Here is an 18977-nt window from a genome sequence, read left to right on the forward strand (position 1 = left end):
TCATGATCTCTGCAAGGTATTCAAATGAATTATCAAAACCGAAAATAGATCCCCTTTTTAAAGAGTAATTTAGTCGGAATGAGCCGGTTTGTGAGCTTAAAAATCGAAACTGAACATCAGTGAGCAACTTCGTCCTTACCTTCGCGCTATGCAACTCCTGAATCAGCAACAAATTGCCAGCAAGGTGACTCGCCTGGCTATGGAAATCCTGGAAAGAAACACCGAGGAAACAGAACTTTTCATCATCGGTATCAATAACCGGGGAATGGAACTCGCCCGAAGGTTGGTAGAAGGCTTACGAACACTATCGAGTTCTCCTTTTCATCTGTTGCCGCTCAAGATAGATCCCGCTGATCCACTCAACCCCGGTCCGATTGTTACAGGAAACTTAGCGGAGCTGTCGGGGAAAGCGATATTGGTCGTCGACGATGTCGCGAACACAGGCAGAACCTTGTTTTATGCACTAAAACCACTGCAGGACATCCTTCCTAAAAAGATCGAGGTAGCCGTTCTGGTAGATCGCAGGCATAAATCCTGGCCGGTCTATGTGACTTATAGGGGCATGGACTTGTCAACAACTCTGGGAGATAACGTACTGGTAAACTTTGGCGGTGAAGACGGAGATTCTGCCGTCCTGGAGTGAATTACTTCCGTATTAGACGCTCCTGATGGCCTACTCAATCAAGGTCATTTCATCCACCAAATGTCCGGCGCCGCCTAACTTATCAATTAGAAAGAGAACGTAGCGGATGTCAACCATTATGTTCCGGCAAATGCTGGGATCGTAATTTACATCACTCATGGTGCTTTGCCAGGTCCGGTCAAAGTTTAATCCTACCAATTGTCCCCGGTCATTAAGGGCCGGGCTGCCACTGTTGCCACCAGTGGTATGGTTAGAGCCAAGTACACAAACGGGAAGCTTACCTTCTTTGGTCGCATAACGGCCATAATCTTTTTCCTGGTGAAGTTTAACAAGGCCAGCAGGCAGGTCAAACTCGTAGTCTCCGGGAACGTACTTTTTCAGAACGCCGTCCAGATAGGTCATGTAGTGTTCATTCTTTCCGTCCAGGCCTTTGAATCCTTCAAATTTGCCATAGCTCACCCGCATAGTTCCGTTGGCATCCGGGTAGAAGCGTTTTTCCGGAAAAAAAGTCATCAGCGCCTTCATGTACTTCCTCTGTAAGGGAGCCATGCGTTCAGCAATTTCATTGTAAGGATTGATGACGTGCTTTTCGTTATGCCGGTTGAGTTGATTAGCAAATTGGTAGCCTGGGTCTCCTTTTAAAACGTCAATGGCCGTCTCCGGATCTCGCTCCAATAGTTGTATAAACCTGTCTCCTTTAGTCAGGTAGCTTCGGTCAAACAGATCGCCAATCATTGTATGCATTGAGCCGGCAAAGTCAACCTGGTCTTTGGCATAGAAAGCTTGGTGCTGCTCCGGAACTTTTGAAAAATATTCCGGAATGAGAACTTCCGCTACTCGCTTATCCACTTCTGCATTATAACCGGCATAAAACCCTTTCAGGTAATTGACGATTCCGGGGACTCGCTTTTTAAAAGCCTCAACACCATTGTTGTCAGCAATGGCCAATTGCCGCCGCATAATGTCCGCTATCCGGAACAAATCAATGTTGTAGTTGATCTCAGAAACGTAGGCCCTTGTTTTCGCAACCTCCTCCTGCTTTTGGGTCAACTTGTCAAGTTCAGGCAGGACGCTTCCGTAGTAAGACTGTTCGGCAGGCTTTTGGGCAAGCCTGCGGTTAAACTCCGTTTCCATTTTTCTGCGTTCAGCGATCCCGTCTACGGCTTTTACGCCCTCACTTTCTCCCCGCCATTTCTTCCAGTAATTCGCAATACGAGCCTGCTTGCTGGCATAGTCGATTTTAGTTTGCGGGTTTGCACGCATGGCGCTGTCAAGTACGGCCAGGCTTAGATCGCGCATGCCAATACGAATCGGATTAATTACTTCTGTACGCTGTTGCATGGCGCTGGCTGCCAGATATTGATCCGTACTCCCGGGGAAGCCAAAAATGAGAGAGAAATCACCCTCCTTCACACCATTCAGGTTTATTCCCAGGTGCTTCTTGGGCTTCATGGGGATATTCTCGGAGGAGTAGTCCGCCGGACTGCCGTCAGGAGCCGTATAGATCCGGAAAAGGCTGAAGTCTCCGGTGTGGCGCGGCCATTCCCAGTTGTCGGTGTCGGCACCGTACTTACCAATGGAAGAGGGTGGGGCACCTACCAGCCGTACGTCGGTATACTTTTTTGTTACGAAGGCAAAGTATTGATTGCCTCCATAAAAAGGCTTAACAATCAACTCTTCTCCTTTGCCAAGTTTAAATTTTTCTCTGAGCTCCTTCAGGTTCGCAGCGACCTCCACTTTTCTTTCTTTCTCGCTGGTATCCTCATCAATACCTTTAAGAACTTTTGAGCTCACATCTTCTATTCGTTCGATAAACGTGACAAATAAACCTGCGTTGGGGCGCTCGGCAGCTTTGTCTTTAGCCCAAAAACCGTTCTCCAGCAGATTGTCTTCCAAGCTGGAGTGACTTTGAATTGCACTGTACCCACAGTGATGATTGGTTAACACCAGCCCCTGATCACTGATTACCTCTCCCGTGCAGAAGCCTCCAAAGTGAACGATTGCGTCCTTTAAACTACCATTGTTAATGTCGTAGATGTCACGGGCGGAGATTTTCATCCCCATTGACTGCATCTCTTCCTCATTGAGGTTTTCAAGAAGCAGGGGAAGCCACATTCCACCTCCGGCGGAAAGTAGAAAGGGTAATAGAAAAATTAAGGAAACAAGGAGAATCTTGCGCATGATCAGTTATGTAGTTCATTGAGTAAGAATGAACCGACCCGATCTTTGGTAATTAATCTTCTGCCATCTTTTATCGGGAACAGTGGCTGAAAAGTCAGTTTAGATAATCGTAGTCAGTTCAGCCACAATAACGGAAATTGCCACGACAATAGTTCGGAAATAGTGAAAGTGGTGTGTATCACGAAATGCACGGTCAAGCCGCCTGAGACGTCTCCCCTCTCCTCCGGAGAGGGGCCGGGGGCAGGGCTAACGCATACTCGAAGCCGGACCCTCACCGCGAAGCAGCCCCGAAGGGAAAGGAACATTTTATCCTTCGCTCCGCTACGGAAAATGCACACTTCGAGGTCCTAAATTGGCAGTCTAGGACCTCGAAGTGTGCTCAGCCATGGAGCCGGAGGCGAAATTGCTGAGTTCCTTTGAGCGTCCGGTGAGTATGCGTTAGCCCTGGGGGCCGGGGGAGAGGTTTTTCTAATGAATCGTGCATCTCGTGATACACACGTGAAAGTGTGTAAATAACGATATCTACTGACTCACTTGGTGTTCTGTTCACCTGCTTGCGAACACAATGAAACCTCATTTTCCGGAAAGAGGGCTACTGCAGCTCTCCATCGCCCTGCCCGATTCTGATCTTACGCTCCAACTCTCCAAGGGCCTTTTTAATCTCATCATTGGTCTCCATCAGATCACGTACCGTTTTGATGGAATACAGCACGGTTGAGTGGTCCCGGCCGCCAAACATCCGCCCGATGGCTTTGAGGCTTTGATCAGTGTACTCCTTGACCAGGAACATGCTGATCTGACGGGCCAGCACTACGTGCCGGCGACGGGTGGAGCTGGCCAGCTTTTCAACCTCCAGATCGTAGTAGTCTGCCACCGTACGTTGGATGACATCAGGGGTTACTTCCTTGTTGATCTCAGAAACGAAATTCTTGAGTACTTCTTTGGCTAGCTTGAGGTCAATAGAATCATCACCGCGCACCCCTTTATGAAGTACCAGGTTGTTTAGCACTCCTTCCAGTTGGCGGATATTGTGCTGGATGTGGAAGCAGATGAATTCTGCTACCTCGGCGGGAATATCCACTTCGGTGGATAGTGCCTTAGAGTTCAGGATTGCCATGCGGGTCTCCAGAGCCGGCATACTTAGGTCCGCACTCAGGCCCCACTGGAAGCGGCTACGAAGACGTTCTTCGATGTCAAGCTCAATGATCGGGCGGTCACAAGTCATGACCACGGCCTTGTTATTCTGGCGGAGTACGTTAAACAGGTTGAAGAATACGTCCTGTGTTTTCTTCCGTTTAACGAGTTGCTGGATATCATCAACCAGCAGGACATCCACGTTCTGGTACCAATTAACGAGGTCATTGGTCGTGTTAGAGCCAATCGAACTAACCAGTTGGTTCGTAAAAGTATCGGTACTCACGTACAAGACGGCTTTCTCCGGAAACTTGTTACTAATGTAGTTGCCAACAGCCTGCAGCAAATGGGTCTTACCCAGCCCTACATTGCCATGAATCACCAAAGGGTTAAAAGCAGTGTTGCCAGGGTTGTCAGCAACGGCTTTAGCGGCATTTCTGGCCAGGCTGTTACAGTCTCCTTCGATAAAATTGTCGAAGGTGTACCGAGTGTCCAGATTGGAGGGAATCCGCGGACGCTTTACGCCCGGGATGACAAATGGATTGCCAGGGGCAGGTTGATGGCCCGGAATGCTGCCATTGGACTTTCCGTTCTTCGTGCTGGGAGAAGCCGCTTTTTCCTGACGGTTAGGGTTAATCCGGTACTGCAAACGACCAGATGTGCCAAGGGCCTGATTGAGGCTCGTTTTCAGGACATCAATATAGTGCTCTTCCAACCATTCATAGAACAGGCGATGGGGAACCTGAATCGTAAGTTCATTACTCTCCAGAGCAACTGGACGAATCGGTGCAAACCAAGTTTGAAAACTTTGGGGGTCGACGTTCTGTCGAATGGTTTGCAGACAATTGTTCCAGATGAGGGTGTGATCCATTTTGTATCCCAGTTGCACGTTTATAGCGTTCCGGTCGAGCCTGTTCGGCCGACAAGTTAAAAGTGAAAGTTTCTGAAGGTCAGTAAGTTAAAGACGGTGGAGTGTCGAGGCTTGATCGCCGAGGATTAGGTGTTCAACTTGCGTAGTCATTGGGTGAACCCTCTTAAAACGTTTCTTACTCCAACCACCGTTGCTCTAACGGCGGACAGCAAATATGAGGAGAAAAGGGGCACCCTTGCAAGGAAAACACTGCTTATTTATTCAGAATTATCTTTGGCAGGCTTTATCAGCCAAAATGGCAACTTTGTCATAAGCAGGAGGCGATTAAACATCGACCTATACTCGCAAATTATTGCAAGCCACGCAGCGTCTGAGCTTACCTCCGGGGAAGGTGACATCCATTCGGCCGAGGCGCAGACCTCCAAAGCCGACCTGATTGACAATTACGGGCTCTCCCTTCAGGTTCGGTACTTCCACCGGTGCGTCCAGAAAAGTGTGGGTGTGGCCTCCCAAAATGATGTCAATGTCACTGGACGTAGCGGCCAACTCAACATCGTCCACTTTGTCCTCCCGGTACTTGTAGCCAAGATGGCTCAGACAGATGACCAGGTCGCATTTCTTCTGGTTGCGCAACAGGCTTGCGGTGGCGTGCCCCTTCTCCAGTGGGTCCTGGTATTCTGTTTTACCATACAGCTCATCCGGCACCAGGCTTTTTAGTTCGATGCCAAGGCCAAAGACGCCAATCTTGATGCCCCCGCGTTTGAAGACTTTGTAGGGCATGGTCTTTCCTTCCAGCGGGGTTCCTTTAAAGTCATAGTTGGCACAGAGCATGGGGAAATCGGCGTGGCCCAACTGGGTCACCAGGTTCTCCATACCGGCATCAAAATCGTGGTTGCCAATGGTCGAGGCGTCGTAGCCCATTTGGCTCATCAGTTTCATCTCCAGCTCCCCCGCAAAGAAGTTGAAATAGGGCGTGCCCTGAAAAATGTCGCCACTGTCCAGTAGAATGACATTAGGTTCCACCGCACGAATCTGCTGAATCAGTCTCATCCGCCGAACGGCACCTCCCCGGTTGGCGTTTCTGCCACCGTCGTCCGGGAATGGCTCAATCCGGCTGTGCCAGTCATTCGTGTGTAAGATGGTAAGCCTGGGGGATGGCTTAAGAAGGTTGGCGGAGGCCAATCCGGGAACCATTAGCAATCCGCCACCAACGGCAGCTTTACGAATGAAAAAACGACGATTCATGGAGCGTTGATTTAAAAATTGAAGTTGGGCACCGGAGCTTTTCGGCACAATCAGGCGAGGCCGCAGGTGCAAGGGAAGAACAGAAGAGCAGTGATTATTAGCGTAGCGACATTCGTTTGCCTTCCGCCTTAACGCTAATGGGGGCTGTTGCTTTGGCGGCATACTCGATCAGCAGATCCCGGACTTTTTCATTGCTGCTGACCTGGGGCTTACCTTTTACCATTGAAGAGCCGCTTCCTCCATTGGCGACGTAGTCCACGGTGGCAACCAGGTATCGGGCATCGGGGTCAATCTCCTTTCCGGAAACCCTGACCATCAGCTTATCATTTTTTAACTGTACACTCAGCTCTTCGCTGACCGGCCAGCCCCCTGAGTTAGCAATGTGGCTGATGAAGGCTTTCATCTCTGCGCCGGAGAGGTCCAGCAATACCAGTTCATTGTCGAAGGGCATCATTTCATAGATCTCCGATACCAGCAATGGCCCCGTACCGATTTCCCTGACCCGGATTCCACCGGAGTTGGCAGTGGCAAAAGCAATGTCTTTACCCGGAAAGCGGTCTTTAGCTGCCGCCATCATCAGGTCCGCCATCCAGTTGCCAATGGTGCTTTCGGCACCGTCTTTAGTTAAGGGCGTGGCCAGTGTGGCCAGCTGGCGATTCATCTTAGCATCCAGTTGCGCTTTATAGGGCGCAATGGTGGCGGCCATCTTTGCTGTTCCGTCATCCCCCTGCACCTGCGCGCCGTCGCCCGCATCTATACTCCTGGTGATGTTGTACAAACGAGGTTGCACGCTTGGCGCAGACAGAGAGCCACAACTGCTACTAAACAGCAGGCTTAGCGAAGCTATATATATAAGGTAATGTTTCATCGGGGGCAAGATAGAGGGTATGTGATATTCTTATGTAAGACTGAGCAAACCACTTCGTTAAGTTTGTGTGTTCTCTCCAGGCTCGCTGCGCGGAGCCAGGAAGAGCAATGCCCAGCCGGCTATGAAAAACACACCGCCGATGGGAGTGATTGGGCCGAGAAAACCAACCGGCAGACCGTGTACTTCCCGCAAAGCAAGTAAATAGAGGGAACCGGAAAAAAGAATGATTCCCAGCACAAAGCAAAAGGCCGACTGCCGTAAACGCTTGTTATTCAGCCATTTTTGCCCCTTCAGTGCTACTAGAAGTCCAATGGCGAAAGTGTGGTAGAATTGGTAGCGAACGCCAGTCTCGTAAGTCGCCAGCGCCTCCGGAGACAGGAGAGATTTAAGGCCATGCGCACCGAAAGCGCCCAGGGCAACTGCCAATGCTCCCAGCAGGCCCACCAAACGTAATGTTCTTTGCATGGGGCGAAGGTAAGTCCCTTTGCTGGCCGATATGATCTGACTAACGTCAAACTTGGCTAAATTGCGCCCCGAAAACAAAAAAACGATATCATGAAAGCATATGTATTTCCCGGACAGGGCGCCCAGTTTAGCGGAATGGGTAAGGATCTTTTCGATCTGAGCACGGAAGCCAAGGCATTGTTCCGCCAGGCAGACGACGTATTGGGCTACTCCCTGAGTAAGGTTATGTTCGAAGGAAGTGAAGACGAATTGCGGGAAACCAAAATTACCCAGCCGGCTATCTTTACCCATTCCGCCATCACCTATCTGGTGGCAGACGAAATCGAACAGCCAACGGCCGTTGCCGGGCACAGCCTTGGGGAATTTTCAGCTCTGGTAGCCGCCGGAGCACTGGACTTTGCCTCTGCCCTCCGCCTCGTAGCCGAACGGGCCCTGGCGATGCAAGCCGCTACGGACGCTGTGCCGGGCACCATGGCTGCTGTTCTGGGGCTCGATGACAGCATCATCGAGGACGCTTGTGCCGCCATCGAGGAAGTTGTTGTTCCCGCTAATTACAACACTAACGGCCAGCTGGTGATCTCCGGCTCCGTGGAAGGCGTAGAAAAAGCCAGCAAAATCCTGACTGATCTGGGCGCTCGCCGTGTAGTACCACTACCTGTAGGAGGAGCCTTCCACAGCCCGCTGATGCAGCCCGCTCAGGATTGCCTCAAAGCCGCCATCGAAGAAGCGCACTTCCGCCCGCCCGCCTGTGAAATTTACCAAAACACTGACGCTCAGCCCAGTGCTGATCCATCCGTCATTAAGTCAAAACTCATCGATCAGCTAACCAGTCCCGTCCGCTGGACACAGACAATCGAAAACATGAAAGCCGCGGGCCTGACTGATTTCGTGGAAGTAGGGGGGAAAGGAAAAATCCTCGCCGGCTTGATCCGTAAGGTGGATCGGGGGCTGAATGTGGAGCAGCTTTAGATTGGTCAGTTGGTATTTTGGGCTGCCGCAAGGGATATGCAAGGCTGCTGCGCAGCCGGGCTTTAGACGGCAGTAAAGCCGTGGTAATCCATCGAGAATAAAGTACTGTTGTGCAGCGACCTACAAAGTGCGGTAGCCCAAAACACCAAAGAACCAAAGAACCAAAATACTAATTACTCTTCCGTCGGTTCAGCTCGTCCCGGATCTCTGCGGCCCGTTCGTAGTTTTCCTGGCTGAGGACTTCTTCAAGCATGTGGTTCAATTCGCCCACGTTGAAGCTGGAAAGCGTGTCCTTTTGTTTTTCTGGTTGGCGGTCTGCCATTTCCATATTGTCGTCCTCGTCGGCTTCTTCGTCTCCTTCGAGTACGATGCCGGCGGATTCCAGGATGTTTTCGTAAGTGTAAATCGGACATTCAAAGCGGGTGGCCAGGGCGAGGGCGTCGCTGGTCCGGCTGTCTACTTCGATGATCTCTCCATCCCGGTCAAGTACAAGACGAGCGAAGAAAATGCCTTCCCGCAGGTCACTAATGATCACTTCCCGCAGTTCCGTGCGTAAAGTCTCCAGGGTATTTTTGAATAAGTCGTGAGTTAGTGGACGCTGGCCCTGCATACCTTCAATGGCAATCGCAATGGCCTGCGCCTCCGTGCTTCCAATAATGACGGGTAAACGGCGGGGGCCGCTAAGCTCGCCTAGTACTACGGCATAGTTAGCGGACTGGGTCACGCTACGACTAATGGCCATCACCTGAAGCTCGATCTTATTCATAAACTGCTACTCTCTACTGGTGTTAACTAACGCCAGCACCTTCGGATAGGTTGATGCTACGGAGGGGCGTTCCCTTTCGGGGCGGCGAAGATACAAAAACCAACGTTCCTACGCCTCGGTTTTTGCTCTTTGCCAGAGGCCTTCCATTTCAGACAGGGGCATGTCACTCAGCCCCCGCTCGCCAGCGGCCTGTTCTACAAACTCAAAACGCTTGCGAAACTTCAAATTCGTCCGCTCTAAGGCCGTTTCCGGATCAATGCCCTTCCAGCGGGCGTAGTTAATCAGGCTAAAGAGTAAATCTCCGAATTCCTCTTCCTGGTGGCGCTCCGTTTCAGCCTGGTGAAACTCTTCCATTTCTTCCCGGACTTTATCCCAAACCTGCTCAACGTTATCCCAGTCAAAGCCAAACTGAGCCGTTTTTTCCTGCATCCGCATAGCTTTTACCATGGCGGGAAGGGCCGTCGGAACACCCGACAGAACAGTCTTTTTTCCTTTACCGGTGGCAAGTTTGATCTTTTCCCAGTTTCGTTTAACGGCCTCTTCGTCTTCCGCCACCACGTCTCCGTAGATATGCGGGTGTCGCTCAACCAGCTTGTCGCATACGGTATTGAGCGCATCGGCAATGTCCCAGGCACCCTGCTCGCTGGCAATTTTGGCGTAGAAAACCATGTGCAGCAGCAGGTCACCTACTTCTTCTTTGATGCCTTCCAGGTCTTCCTTCAGCAATTCATCGGCCAGCTCGTAGGTTTCTTCGATGGTGAGTTTCCGGAGAGAGAGGAAGGTTTGCTTCCGATCCCAGGGGCATTGCTCCCGGAGTTCGTCCATTATGGTCAGTAAGCGTTGAAAAGCGGTAAGTTGAGCTGTCATGCTGCAAAGGTAATGTGTCTTATATTTAGGCGTCTCTATCTACAGCCCACAAATGTTCAAAGTCGTCAATGCATTATTCCGTACTTACCTCGGTCGATACCGTAAGGAGCTTGCTATGCATTACGAAGACCCTTTAGCTCTGCAGGCGGAAGTGCTGGACCACATCCTGCGAACTAACCGAAATACAGCATTTGGCAGGGAACACGATTTTCATGCCATCATCAAGGACCGCAGACGCTTCTCGGCGGAAATCCCCGTAAGGACCTACGAAGAACACCTGCCTTATCTGCAACGAATATTGTCCGGAGAGAGTAGGGTGTTGGTACACGACGCCCCGGATTGGGTATCGACTACCAGCGGAACGACGGGGGCTACAAAGTATTTACCGGTTGCCCATACTTCCATCAGGGACATCCACCTGAAGGGGAGTTGGATGAGCCTCGCCTGCCTGTACGAAAAAGACGAAGAGTTACAGGTTTTCGGTTCCAGGAATTTACTGATCGGCGGCGCACTCAAAGGCTTACACCCAAGTCTTAATCTTCCTCAGGGAGACATCAGTGCACTTATCATCAATTCCATTCCACGAATTATGCGCCCTTTCTACATCCCGGATGTGGAGCTGGCTACGGCGGTTAATTATGAAGAGAAGATCGAGAAAATTGCGCACCTGGCGGCCGAAGAGCCGGGCATCACGGTGCTGGGAGGTGTGCCTACCTGGAATCTGCCGCTCTACCGCAGAATACTTGAAATCCACGGCGGAGAGAATATGCTGGACGTCTGGCCGGAGGCCAGGGTATTCAAACATGGCGGCGTAAACTTCGCTCCCTACCGGACAGAATTTGAAAAGCTCTTTCCTGCTGAGGACTTCATCTTTCAGGAAATTTACAACGCGACGGAAGGCTTCTTCGGCGTTCAGGACCGGGATGACCTGAGGACGATGCTGCTACTGCTCAATGCAGGCGTCTACTACGAATTCGTAAAATGGGAAGACTACCAGCGGGGCAGCCGGTATACAGTGTCCATTGATGGGGTCAGGACGGGAGAAGTTTACGTGATGATCATCACTACGGTAGCCGGTTTATATCGCTACCCGATGGGTGACCTGATCGAATTTACGGAGACAAACCCTTACCGGATTAAAATCCTTGGGCGCACACAGGAGTTCATTAATGCCTTCGGGGAGGATCTCCTGCGTTCAGAAGCCGAAGGGGCGCTGATGGAAGCCTGTGCGGCAACCGGGGCGAGCGTACGGGACTTTACCATCGGCCCGGTCTATATCGGGGTGGATAAACCCGGGCGCCACCACTGGGTGGTGGAGTTTGAGCAAACTCCCGCAGACCTGGAGCAGTTTAACCAGCTGCTCGACCAGGCACTCATCGATGCCAACTATAACTACGCCGCAAAACGAAGTAACAACTTTGCCATCAGCCGGCATGAACTGACGGTTGCCCCGCCCGGTTTTTTCCGCGACTGGCTAAAGAGCAGGGGGAAACAAGGTGGGCAACATAAGGTTCCCCGTCTGGCGAACCACCGGAATATTTTGGAGGATGTGTACCGTCGACTTCAGTCGATGGGTTACGTTGACTAATGCCGACGGTACAAACCTGACCCGCAAACGACGGTAAAGTCATCCTCCCTGATTTACCTTTGTGGTATGGAAAAATTCATGCGTCAATCCTGGTGGAAACTACTCTCCGTTGTCCTTGTCGTATACGCGATTGTGGTCGGTATGCTCGTACCGCTCAAGCCCAACCTGATTTCGGTCAGCCCCCGAACGGGAGAACTCGGCCAGCGGGTAACGGTGGAAGTCGTGGGTTATAACACCAACTTTTTGGGAGACAAGGCGGCGCCAGCCGCAGGTGCTATGCAAGCCTGGCTGAGAGCAGGGGAGGGACTCAGCCTCGCTGCCAGCGAGGTGAAGGTCATCGATGATCGCCGTGCCTCCCTGACTTTTGATCTGCCCGGTTTTTTGCCAGACCCGGAGGCCGAAAAGCAGACGCTCTCCATCATCGTAAATAACGAAACGGACGGCGCTTTCGTCGATCCCGTCGGCTTCAGTGTCCGCCAAAAGAATCCTGCCGCCAGTAAAGCACTCGCCGAAGCTCCCTGGCGGGCTACCGCCATCCAGAAAGGGCAGCTCTCCGCCACGCCACACATGACCTTCCCTTTCCGCGGTCATCTGGCGGAGACGATCCGCAACACCTACTTCCACGTAAGCCTCTGGTTTGCGATGATGTTCGTCTTCATCGCTGGCTGCGTCTACGCGGTGAAATACCTCCGCCGCTCGGGCAAAGCGAGTGACGAACTGCCCGGTGTTGTTTCCCTGCGCGATAAGGCCGACTACTGGTCCGTGGCCTTCACCAGCGTAGGTATGCTCTACGGCATCCTTGGTCTCGTTACCGGAGCCATGTGGGCCAAGTACACCTGGGGGAGTTACTGGAGTTGGGACATCAAGCAGTTTACCACCCTCATCGCCCTGCTCATCTACGCTGGCTACTTTGTGCTGCGCGCCAGCTTCCCTGACCCGGAGCAACGCGCCCGCCTGGGCGCGGCCTACAATATCTTCGCCTTCGTCTGCCTTATTCCCCTGATTTATATCCTGCCCCGGCTTTCTGGTAACTCCCTGCACCCGGGCGCGGCCGGCAACCCCGCCTTCGGCGGCGAAGACATGGATAATACTATGCGCACCGTCTTCTATCCCATCATCATCGGCTGGACGCTGTTCGGTTTCTGGATGGCAGCGGTGAGCTATCGGATTCGGGTATTGAGGGAAGGGGTAGAGTAGGGGCCTTGGTGGAGACACTATGCGTCGAGCCGGGCAAGGGAGCGAAGCGACTTTGACCGTGTAACGAATTCCTGCGAAAATGACTGCCGCAGATACACGCTCCGGGAGCCGGCGGCCCCGTTCGCGATCGACGCATAGCGTCTCCACCAATGCTGTAGGGCAAGCTGTTCCCTCCTTTCCGTCACCCGCCCGACCAAGCAAAATCCCCACCCGTAGTATCTTAGCCTCCCATGAAGGCATTTTACTTCTTACTAGTCCTTTTGGTAACATTGAGCAGTCTCAATGCCCAGTCCCTCATCGTTCAGTGGGAGGAGGGTAAAGACTTGGAGCGGAAGGTTGTTGGGGAGGAATCCCGCCGGCTCCTGGTTCCGAGCCTCCACATCGAGCAAATTGACTTTGCCAGCGAGGATGCCCTTCACCTTGCCGTCAAAGAACTATCCCCTTGCACCTGCGTCCGCGCCCTGGAAATTGACCGGAAGGTTGACTTTCGTACAGACCCTAATGATGATTTTTACGGTAGTGAGCAGGGTAATCTGATCCGGGCGGGTTTTGACCGGGCCTGGGACCTGACCTCCGGCGGAAAAACCTCCGAAGGGACGGATATTGTGGTCGCCATCCTCGACGCTGGTTTCGATGTGGAACACCCCGATCTGGAAGAAAACCTTTGGGTTAACCCCGAAGAAATTCCGGGAGATTTTCGCGACAACGATGGAAATGGTTACGTAGACGACATTCATGGTTGGAATATGATTGACGACAGTAACGTCTATCCTTTGAACACACATGGCACGCAGGTGATCGGTCTGCTGGGCGCCAAAGGAAACAACAACCGGGGAGTGAGTGGTACGAACTGGGACATCAAAATGATGGTCCTGAGCATCAGCACGATTTCCAACATTGTGGAGTCTTACGGGTACATTCTGGCACAACGCCAACTCTATAACTCCACCGACGGCCGCGAGGGGGCTTTCATTGTAGCTACCAACGCCAGTTTCGGGGTGGAAGGCGGTACCTGCGAGGACTTCGCCGTCTGGGGTGGGCTGTATGAAGAACTGGGCCGAGCGGGCGTTTTGACGGCTGCGGCTACGGCCAACCAAAACTGGGACGTGGATATGTTCGGCGATATGCCCACGGATTGCCCTACGGATTTCCTGATCGGGGTCGCTAATGTGGGTACCGATGATCGTCTTTATCGTTCCTCCGGATTTGGTAAGGAAAATATTGATTTGGGCGCGCCGGGTGAAGAAAGTTATTCTACCCTGACCAGAGGCCGGTATGGCCCCTTCGGTAGCACGAGCGCCGCCGCTCCTTACGTGACGGGCGCCATTGCGCTGCTGTACAGTACGCCCTGTCCGTCCTTACTCGATCGGGCCAGAAATGACCCCGCCAGTGCGGCACTATTGGTTCGGGATGCTATTTTGAGCAGCACCGTTCCCAATACTTCCCTGACCTTTCGTACGGCGACGGGCGGTTCGCTTGACGTAGCAGAAGCTCAGCGGATGCTGGCCGAAAGCTGTAATCTGGGGGAGGCGGTAGACTTTGCCATCACGGCGGTAAGGCCTAATCCGGCCGCTGAGGAAGCTCTTTTAGAGACGAATGCGATCGTCTTCAGTGAGAGTGGCCGTATTGATCTGTTTGATTCCATGGGGCGCCTGGTGAGGCAGCAGTCAGCCATTCGGGTTGGTGGGGCTACGGTGACCCTTCGCCTTAATGTCGCCGGACTCGCCTCTGGATGGTATTCGATATTGGTCACGGAACGAGACCGGGTAGCCCGGAGTGTGATTGTCGTTAGGTAATTCCTATTTTGCGGCATGAGAACATTTATATTTCTTCTCCTGGTGACCATTTTGGGCGCGGCCGCAGGATGCAACGAATCCGTACAAGAGCAAGGGGAGCCTGCCCCCGGGCCACTGCCTGAATACGTTCTGTCAAGTAGTTGGCCGTCGGACTCTACGGCGGCCACCATCGGGCAACCCGTTGGTGTAGGCCTAATGCCCGATGGCAGCGTGGCGGTCTTTCACCGGGGAAAGGGAACGCCCAATCCACACGTCGCGGATGAGGTTGTTGTTTTCATTGATCCGGATTCCGGAGAAATCATCAATAGCTGGGGAGAGGATTCGTTCATTCATTCACATGGCATGCACGTAGACTGGGCGGGAAACGTCTGGCTGACCGATATTAAGCGCCATCAGGTGTTTAAGTACTCCGCTGAAGGGCAGCTCTTGCTCAGCCTCGGCACCGCCGGGGAAGCGGGGCTGGACAACACTCACTTTGACCAACCTACTGATGTAGCCGTTTCTCCGGAGGGAGACATCTTTGTAACCGATGGCTACGGCAATCGCCGGATTGTAAAGTTTTCTGCCAACGGAGACTTTCTCCTGGATTGGGGTAAAAAAGGAGAAGCGCCCGGAGAGTTCGTTAACCCTCACTCTATCGACATCAGTAAAGAGGGTGTTTTGTACGTAACTGACCGGGAAAATCATCGTATTCAAACCTTTGATACACAGGGGAACTTTTTGGATACGATCCCGACCGGAGGAGCAGTATACGCTTGCATCGTTGATGAAAGAAAGGAGGAGCTTTTAGCCACGGATTTTCAAAAGCAGGACACCACCATTCTTGGGTCAGATGTTTTTTTGATGGGTTTATCGGACAGCCTTCCGTCGGATGCCTTCATCGGGCACAGCCATGACGGAGACCGTGCTGCCTGCCAATACCATGACCTGACGCGAGATGCAGAAGGCAACATTTACCTCGTAGACCTGATTGGTAAGCGGGTGGAGAAGTGGGTTTTGAAATAACTTTTTGGTTGAGGAGCTTTGCTCCGAAAGCCTGCGGCTTAAAAAGAGAATACATACATGCTAAAACTTGCCATCGCCCAAATAGCGCCCATCTGGTTAGACCGGGCGAAGACCCTGGCTAAAATCATTGATTACGTTGAAAGGGCAGCCATGGAAGGGGCCGGACTGGTGGTATTCGGAGAGACGATCCTGCCGGGCTACCCCTTTTGGCCAGACGGAACGGGCGGTGCCCGCTTCAATGACCCGGTACAAAAAGACCTGTTCGCGCATTACGCTACGGAAGCGGTATGCCTTGAAGAGGGACACCTGGACCCTCTGTGCTCCCGCTGCCGGGAGTTGGGCATCGCGGTTGTGGTAGGAACGGTAGAACGGCCGCTGGATCGCAGCGGCACCTCCGTCTATTGCTCTTTGATTTATATCGATCAATCGGGCGAGATTAAAAATGTCCACCGAAAACTACAGCCCACCTATGAGGAGCGACTTGTCTGGAGCCCGGGAGACGGGCACGGCCTGCGGGTCTTCCCGATCGGTGGTTTTCAATTGGGTGGACTTAACTGCTGGGAAAACTGGATGCCGCTGCCCCGGGCAGCTCTCTACGGCATGGGAGAAACCCTGCACGTGGCCATCTGGCCCGGGAACGCTCGTAACACAGAAGTGCTGACGCGCTTTCTGGCGCGCGAAGGGCGCAGTTACTGCGTCTCCGTAAGCGGTCTTATGCGCAAAGCAGACGTTCCGGACTACCTGCCACACCGGGAACTGATCCTGAAAGGTATGCCCGACATGCCGGCCAACGGCGGCTCCTGCTTAGCGGCTCCGGATGGTAGCTGGATTGTTGAACCGGTGGTAGGGGAGGAGGCCTTGCTTTTTGCGGAACTTGACCCTAGGGAGGTGTTGCGCGAGCGACAGAATTTTGATCCTTCGGGGCATTATTCCCGCCCTGACGTTACCCGGCTGGAAGTGAATCGTCAGCGACAGTCAACCATCAAGGTGAAGGATTAATTTGTTGCCAATGCCCTGGCCCTGTGCATTTCCCTTGCACCAGCACATTCGGCAGGCGAAGTGACCACGGCCGCTCGCCCCGATTGCCTGTTTTCTCCGGAAAAAACTACAATATCCCATCGAACATACCCGTTTGACCTCCGTTTTACCGAGCGTAAGCGTACCTTACGAAACGAGAGTTACTCATTAACCAACAATCATCCTTTTAGTAATGCAAAAACTGCTTATCCTCAGCCTGGCCCTTATGGTCAGCCTTACCTCATGTGTAAGCCAGAAAAAATATGATGAACTGCAAGCCAGTATCGACACCCGTGAAGCTAAACTTCGTGACGACCTGAGTAAGCGCGATCAGGAATTGAACCGCTACGCAGAGCGACTTGCCGACTGTGAACGCCGCGAAACGCAGCTGCAGGGCCAGGTGCAGAACGCTGAGACCCAGGTTAAAATCCGCGAAGAGCAAATCACAGACCTTAAACAACAGCGCGACCGTAGCGTCGAGCAGGTGGGCGACCTCACCGTTCTGAGCCAGGGAGCTAACGCCAACATTGGCAACACGCTCAAGCAGCTGGAAGGTAAAGACAAGTACATCCGCCTGTTGCAGAATGCTAAGTCAAAAGCAGACTCCATTAACCTTGCGCTGGCCGTTAACCTGAAAAAGGTACTGCGGGATGGCATCGATGATCAGGACGTGGACATCAAGGTTGACAAGACAGTCGTCTACATCAATCTCTCCGACAAAATGCTCTACAAGAGTGGTAGCTACGAGATCACCGATCGTGCCGGAGAAGTGTTAGCCAAAATTGCTGCTATCGCTAAGAGCCGCCCGAACCTGGAGCTGATGGTGGAAGGATACACGGATAATGTAAGCATCAGTACCAACTGTATCAAAGACAACTGGGACCTGAGCGTACTACGTTCCACTTCTGTTGTGAAGGCCTTACAGAGAGATTACGGTATTGATCCTAACCGTCTGGTTGCCGCCGGTCGTGGAGAATACAATGCACTGGCTTCTAACGATACGGCCGAAGGCCGGTCTACAAACCGTCGCACCCGTATCATCCTCTTGCCAAAGCTGAATGAGTTTTACGATTTGCTGGACCCCGCCAAGATTCCGGAGTAAGCCAAGACCCCTTCGGGTATTGAAAGCGGGCGCTATCTGGAAAGATAGTGCCCGCTTTCAGGTTTGCCTGCTTGCACGGCAGGTCTTTCCAGTGCAATCGCAAACTCCCTCTTGGATGCTTGAAGGTCCCGCAATACTGCGGGACGCTTCAGGGTCCAATGGATAATGGCAGGCAAACCTCGAAGCGTCCTGGAAGGACCTTCGAGCGTTTGCTCTTTTCCGAGTTTGCGATTGCCCTGCAGGTCTTTCCTTCGATAAATCCAATTAAAGATCATAAAGTCCTGGCAACAGTTCCTACCTTGCCTCTTCCTAAATAGTAGCTGAATATGCGCCTGATGCAACATAAACGGGAAGCCTACTGGTTTTACCGTTACTTGTCCATGTTTTATGATAAGCTCGTCAATCCTTTATTCTGGACGGAGCGTATGCGGGAGAAATCGCTGGATATTGGCTTCTGGGATGATGCCGAGGAGCTGACCGTAATTGACGTTGGCTCAGGAACGGGTTTTACGACCGAGGGGATTGTCCGGCGCGTGCCTTCTCATAATGTTACCTGCGTTGACCAGAGCCCGCACCAGATGGCACATGCCCGGGAAAAACGGGAGCTGGCCGGTTGTACCTTTCAGTTGGGTGATGCCGAGAATCTCCCCTTTGATGATGACAGCTTTGACCGTTATGTGTCGGCGGGATCTATCGAATACTGGCCTGACCCACAGCGCGGTCTTAACGAAGCCTACCGGGTGATTCGGCCTGGAGGCTGGGCCCTGATGATCGGTCCGTTGGAGCCGGTCAATCCCATCAGCAAATTCGCGGCTAACACCTGGATGCTCTTTCCGCCGGAGGAAGATTACTTCAGGTACATGGAGACGGCAGGATTCGACCGTATTGACTACACTTATGTTGCCCCACATTGGCAGCGTAACGAGCGTTACGGCATTGCCATCATTGGCCGTAAGCCCAAACCCGGCAAAAGCCCTAACCACTATGAAGCGGTGGCCGAAGAGCAAAGCCTGGTCGCCATAAGCGATGAAGGGGTCAGCCTGGGGCGTGGACTGATGTTAGCCGGACGCGTACTGGCGGGATCTGCCGCCGGTTTCATCTTCATTCCGATGGCATTGGTCGCTTCCGTAACCGCCCCCCTGAGAGGTATTGATGCTGAGCCTGAACCACTTAACAAACATCAGAAAGTGGCTCTGGCCGCCGTAGGCGTGGTAGCAGCAGTTTTCATCGTTAACCGATTGAGTCGCAGGAGGTGGTAATAAG

The 18977-nt window shown here is 52.6% G+C and carries 16 protein-coding genes; 9 read left to right on the forward strand and 7 right to left on the reverse strand.

What is annotated here, in order from left to right; genetic code table 11:
• The first annotated feature begins 148 nt into the window (after window positions 1-148).
• Window positions 149-643 (forward strand): phosphoribosyltransferase family protein, encoded by a 495-nt coding sequence (locus BM123_RS06190; protein ID WP_090166376.1) that lies wholly within the window; start codon window positions 149-151, stop codon window positions 641-643.
• A gap of 30 nt (window positions 644-673) precedes the next feature.
• On the opposite strand, the gene BM123_RS06195 is transcribed toward BM123_RS06190, so the two are convergent.
• The 5 genes from BM123_RS06195 to BM123_RS06215 all read right to left on the reverse strand — a co-directional run bounded on the left by BM123_RS06195 (window position 674) and on the right by BM123_RS06215 (window position 7407).
• Window positions 674-2824 (reverse strand): S46 family peptidase, encoded by a 2151-nt coding sequence (locus tag BM123_RS06195; RefSeq protein WP_090166378.1) that lies wholly within the window; start codon window positions 2822-2824, stop codon window positions 674-676.
• A gap of 592 nt (window positions 2825-3416) precedes the next feature.
• Window positions 3417-4829, reverse strand: a complete 1413-nt coding sequence (gene dnaA, locus BM123_RS06200; RefSeq protein WP_090166380.1) for a chromosomal replication initiator protein DnaA — start codon at window positions 4827-4829, stop codon at window positions 3417-3419.
• Between the two features lie 336 nt (window positions 4830-5165).
• Window positions 5166-6074 (reverse strand): bifunctional metallophosphatase/5'-nucleotidase, encoded by a 909-nt coding sequence (locus BM123_RS06205; protein WP_090166382.1) that lies wholly within the window; start codon window positions 6072-6074, stop codon window positions 5166-5168.
• Window positions 6075-6171: 97 nt separating this feature from the next.
• Window positions 6172-6942: a 5'-nucleotidase C-terminal domain-containing protein gene (locus BM123_RS06210; protein ID WP_090166384.1), complete on the reverse strand. Its 771-nt coding sequence runs from the start codon at window positions 6940-6942 to the stop codon at window positions 6172-6174.
• Between the two features lie 57 nt (window positions 6943-6999).
• Window positions 7000-7407, reverse strand: coding sequence for a DUF423 domain-containing protein (locus BM123_RS06215; RefSeq protein WP_090166386.1), 408 nt, complete (start codon window positions 7405-7407; stop codon window positions 7000-7002).
• 90 nt (window positions 7408-7497) lie between these two features.
• Between BM123_RS06215 and fabD the strand changes: the two genes are divergently transcribed.
• Window positions 7498-8376: an ACP S-malonyltransferase gene (gene fabD / locus BM123_RS06220; protein ID WP_090166388.1), complete on the forward strand. Its 879-nt coding sequence runs from the start codon at window positions 7498-7500 to the stop codon at window positions 8374-8376.
• 169 nt (window positions 8377-8545) lie between these two features.
• Here fabD and BM123_RS06225 read toward each other — a convergent pair whose 3' ends face one another.
• Window positions 8546-9142, reverse strand: coding sequence for a bifunctional nuclease family protein (locus tag BM123_RS06225; protein ID WP_090166390.1), 597 nt, complete (start codon window positions 9140-9142; stop codon window positions 8546-8548).
• A gap of 108 nt (window positions 9143-9250) precedes the next feature.
• Window positions 9251-10009, reverse strand: coding sequence for a nucleoside triphosphate pyrophosphohydrolase (mazG, locus tag BM123_RS06230; protein WP_090166392.1), 759 nt, complete (start codon window positions 10007-10009; stop codon window positions 9251-9253).
• Window positions 10010-10061: 52 nt separating this feature from the next.
• Here mazG and BM123_RS06235 point away from each other — a divergent pair, with 52 nt between their 5' ends.
• The 7 genes from BM123_RS06235 to BM123_RS06270 all read left to right on the forward strand — a co-directional run bounded on the left by BM123_RS06235 (window position 10062) and on the right by BM123_RS06270 (window position 18973).
• A complete protein-coding gene (locus tag BM123_RS06235) occupies window positions 10062-11597 on the forward strand; it encodes a GH3 family domain-containing protein (RefSeq protein WP_090166395.1) in 1536 nt (511 codons plus the stop codon).
• 66 nt (window positions 11598-11663) lie between these two features.
• Window positions 11664-12794, forward strand: a complete 1131-nt coding sequence (locus tag BM123_RS06240; protein ID WP_090166397.1) for a cytochrome c biogenesis protein — start codon at window positions 11664-11666, stop codon at window positions 12792-12794.
• Window positions 12795-13024: 230 nt separating this feature from the next.
• Window positions 13025-14590, forward strand: coding sequence for a S8 family serine peptidase (locus BM123_RS06245; RefSeq protein ID WP_090166399.1), 1566 nt, complete (start codon window positions 13025-13027; stop codon window positions 14588-14590).
• Window positions 14591-14605: 15 nt separating this feature from the next.
• Window positions 14606-15595, forward strand: a complete 990-nt coding sequence (locus tag BM123_RS06250) for a peptidyl-alpha-hydroxyglycine alpha-amidating lyase family protein (protein WP_090166401.1) — start codon at window positions 14606-14608, stop codon at window positions 15593-15595.
• 57 nt (window positions 15596-15652) lie between these two features.
• On the forward strand, window positions 15653-16594 hold the full coding sequence (locus BM123_RS06255) for a carbon-nitrogen hydrolase family protein (protein ID WP_090166403.1): 942 nt from the start codon (window positions 15653-15655) through the stop codon (window positions 16592-16594).
• A 211-nt stretch (window positions 16595-16805) separates the two neighbouring features.
• Complete coding sequence (locus BM123_RS06260) at window positions 16806-17714, forward strand: OmpA/MotB family protein (RefSeq protein ID WP_090166405.1); 909 nt, start codon at window positions 16806-16808, stop codon at window positions 17712-17714.
• A gap of 326 nt (window positions 17715-18040) precedes the next feature.
• Window positions 18041-18973 (forward strand): methyltransferase domain-containing protein, encoded by a 933-nt coding sequence (locus tag BM123_RS06270; protein WP_090166409.1) that lies wholly within the window; start codon window positions 18041-18043, stop codon window positions 18971-18973.
• Window positions 18974-18977: the final 4 nt, after the last annotated feature.

Origin of the sequence: Neolewinella agarilytica (assembly GCF_900110645.1) — a bacterium.
In the GTDB taxonomy this organism is placed as follows: Bacteria; Bacteroidota; Bacteroidia; order Chitinophagales; family Saprospiraceae; genus Neolewinella; species Neolewinella agarilytica.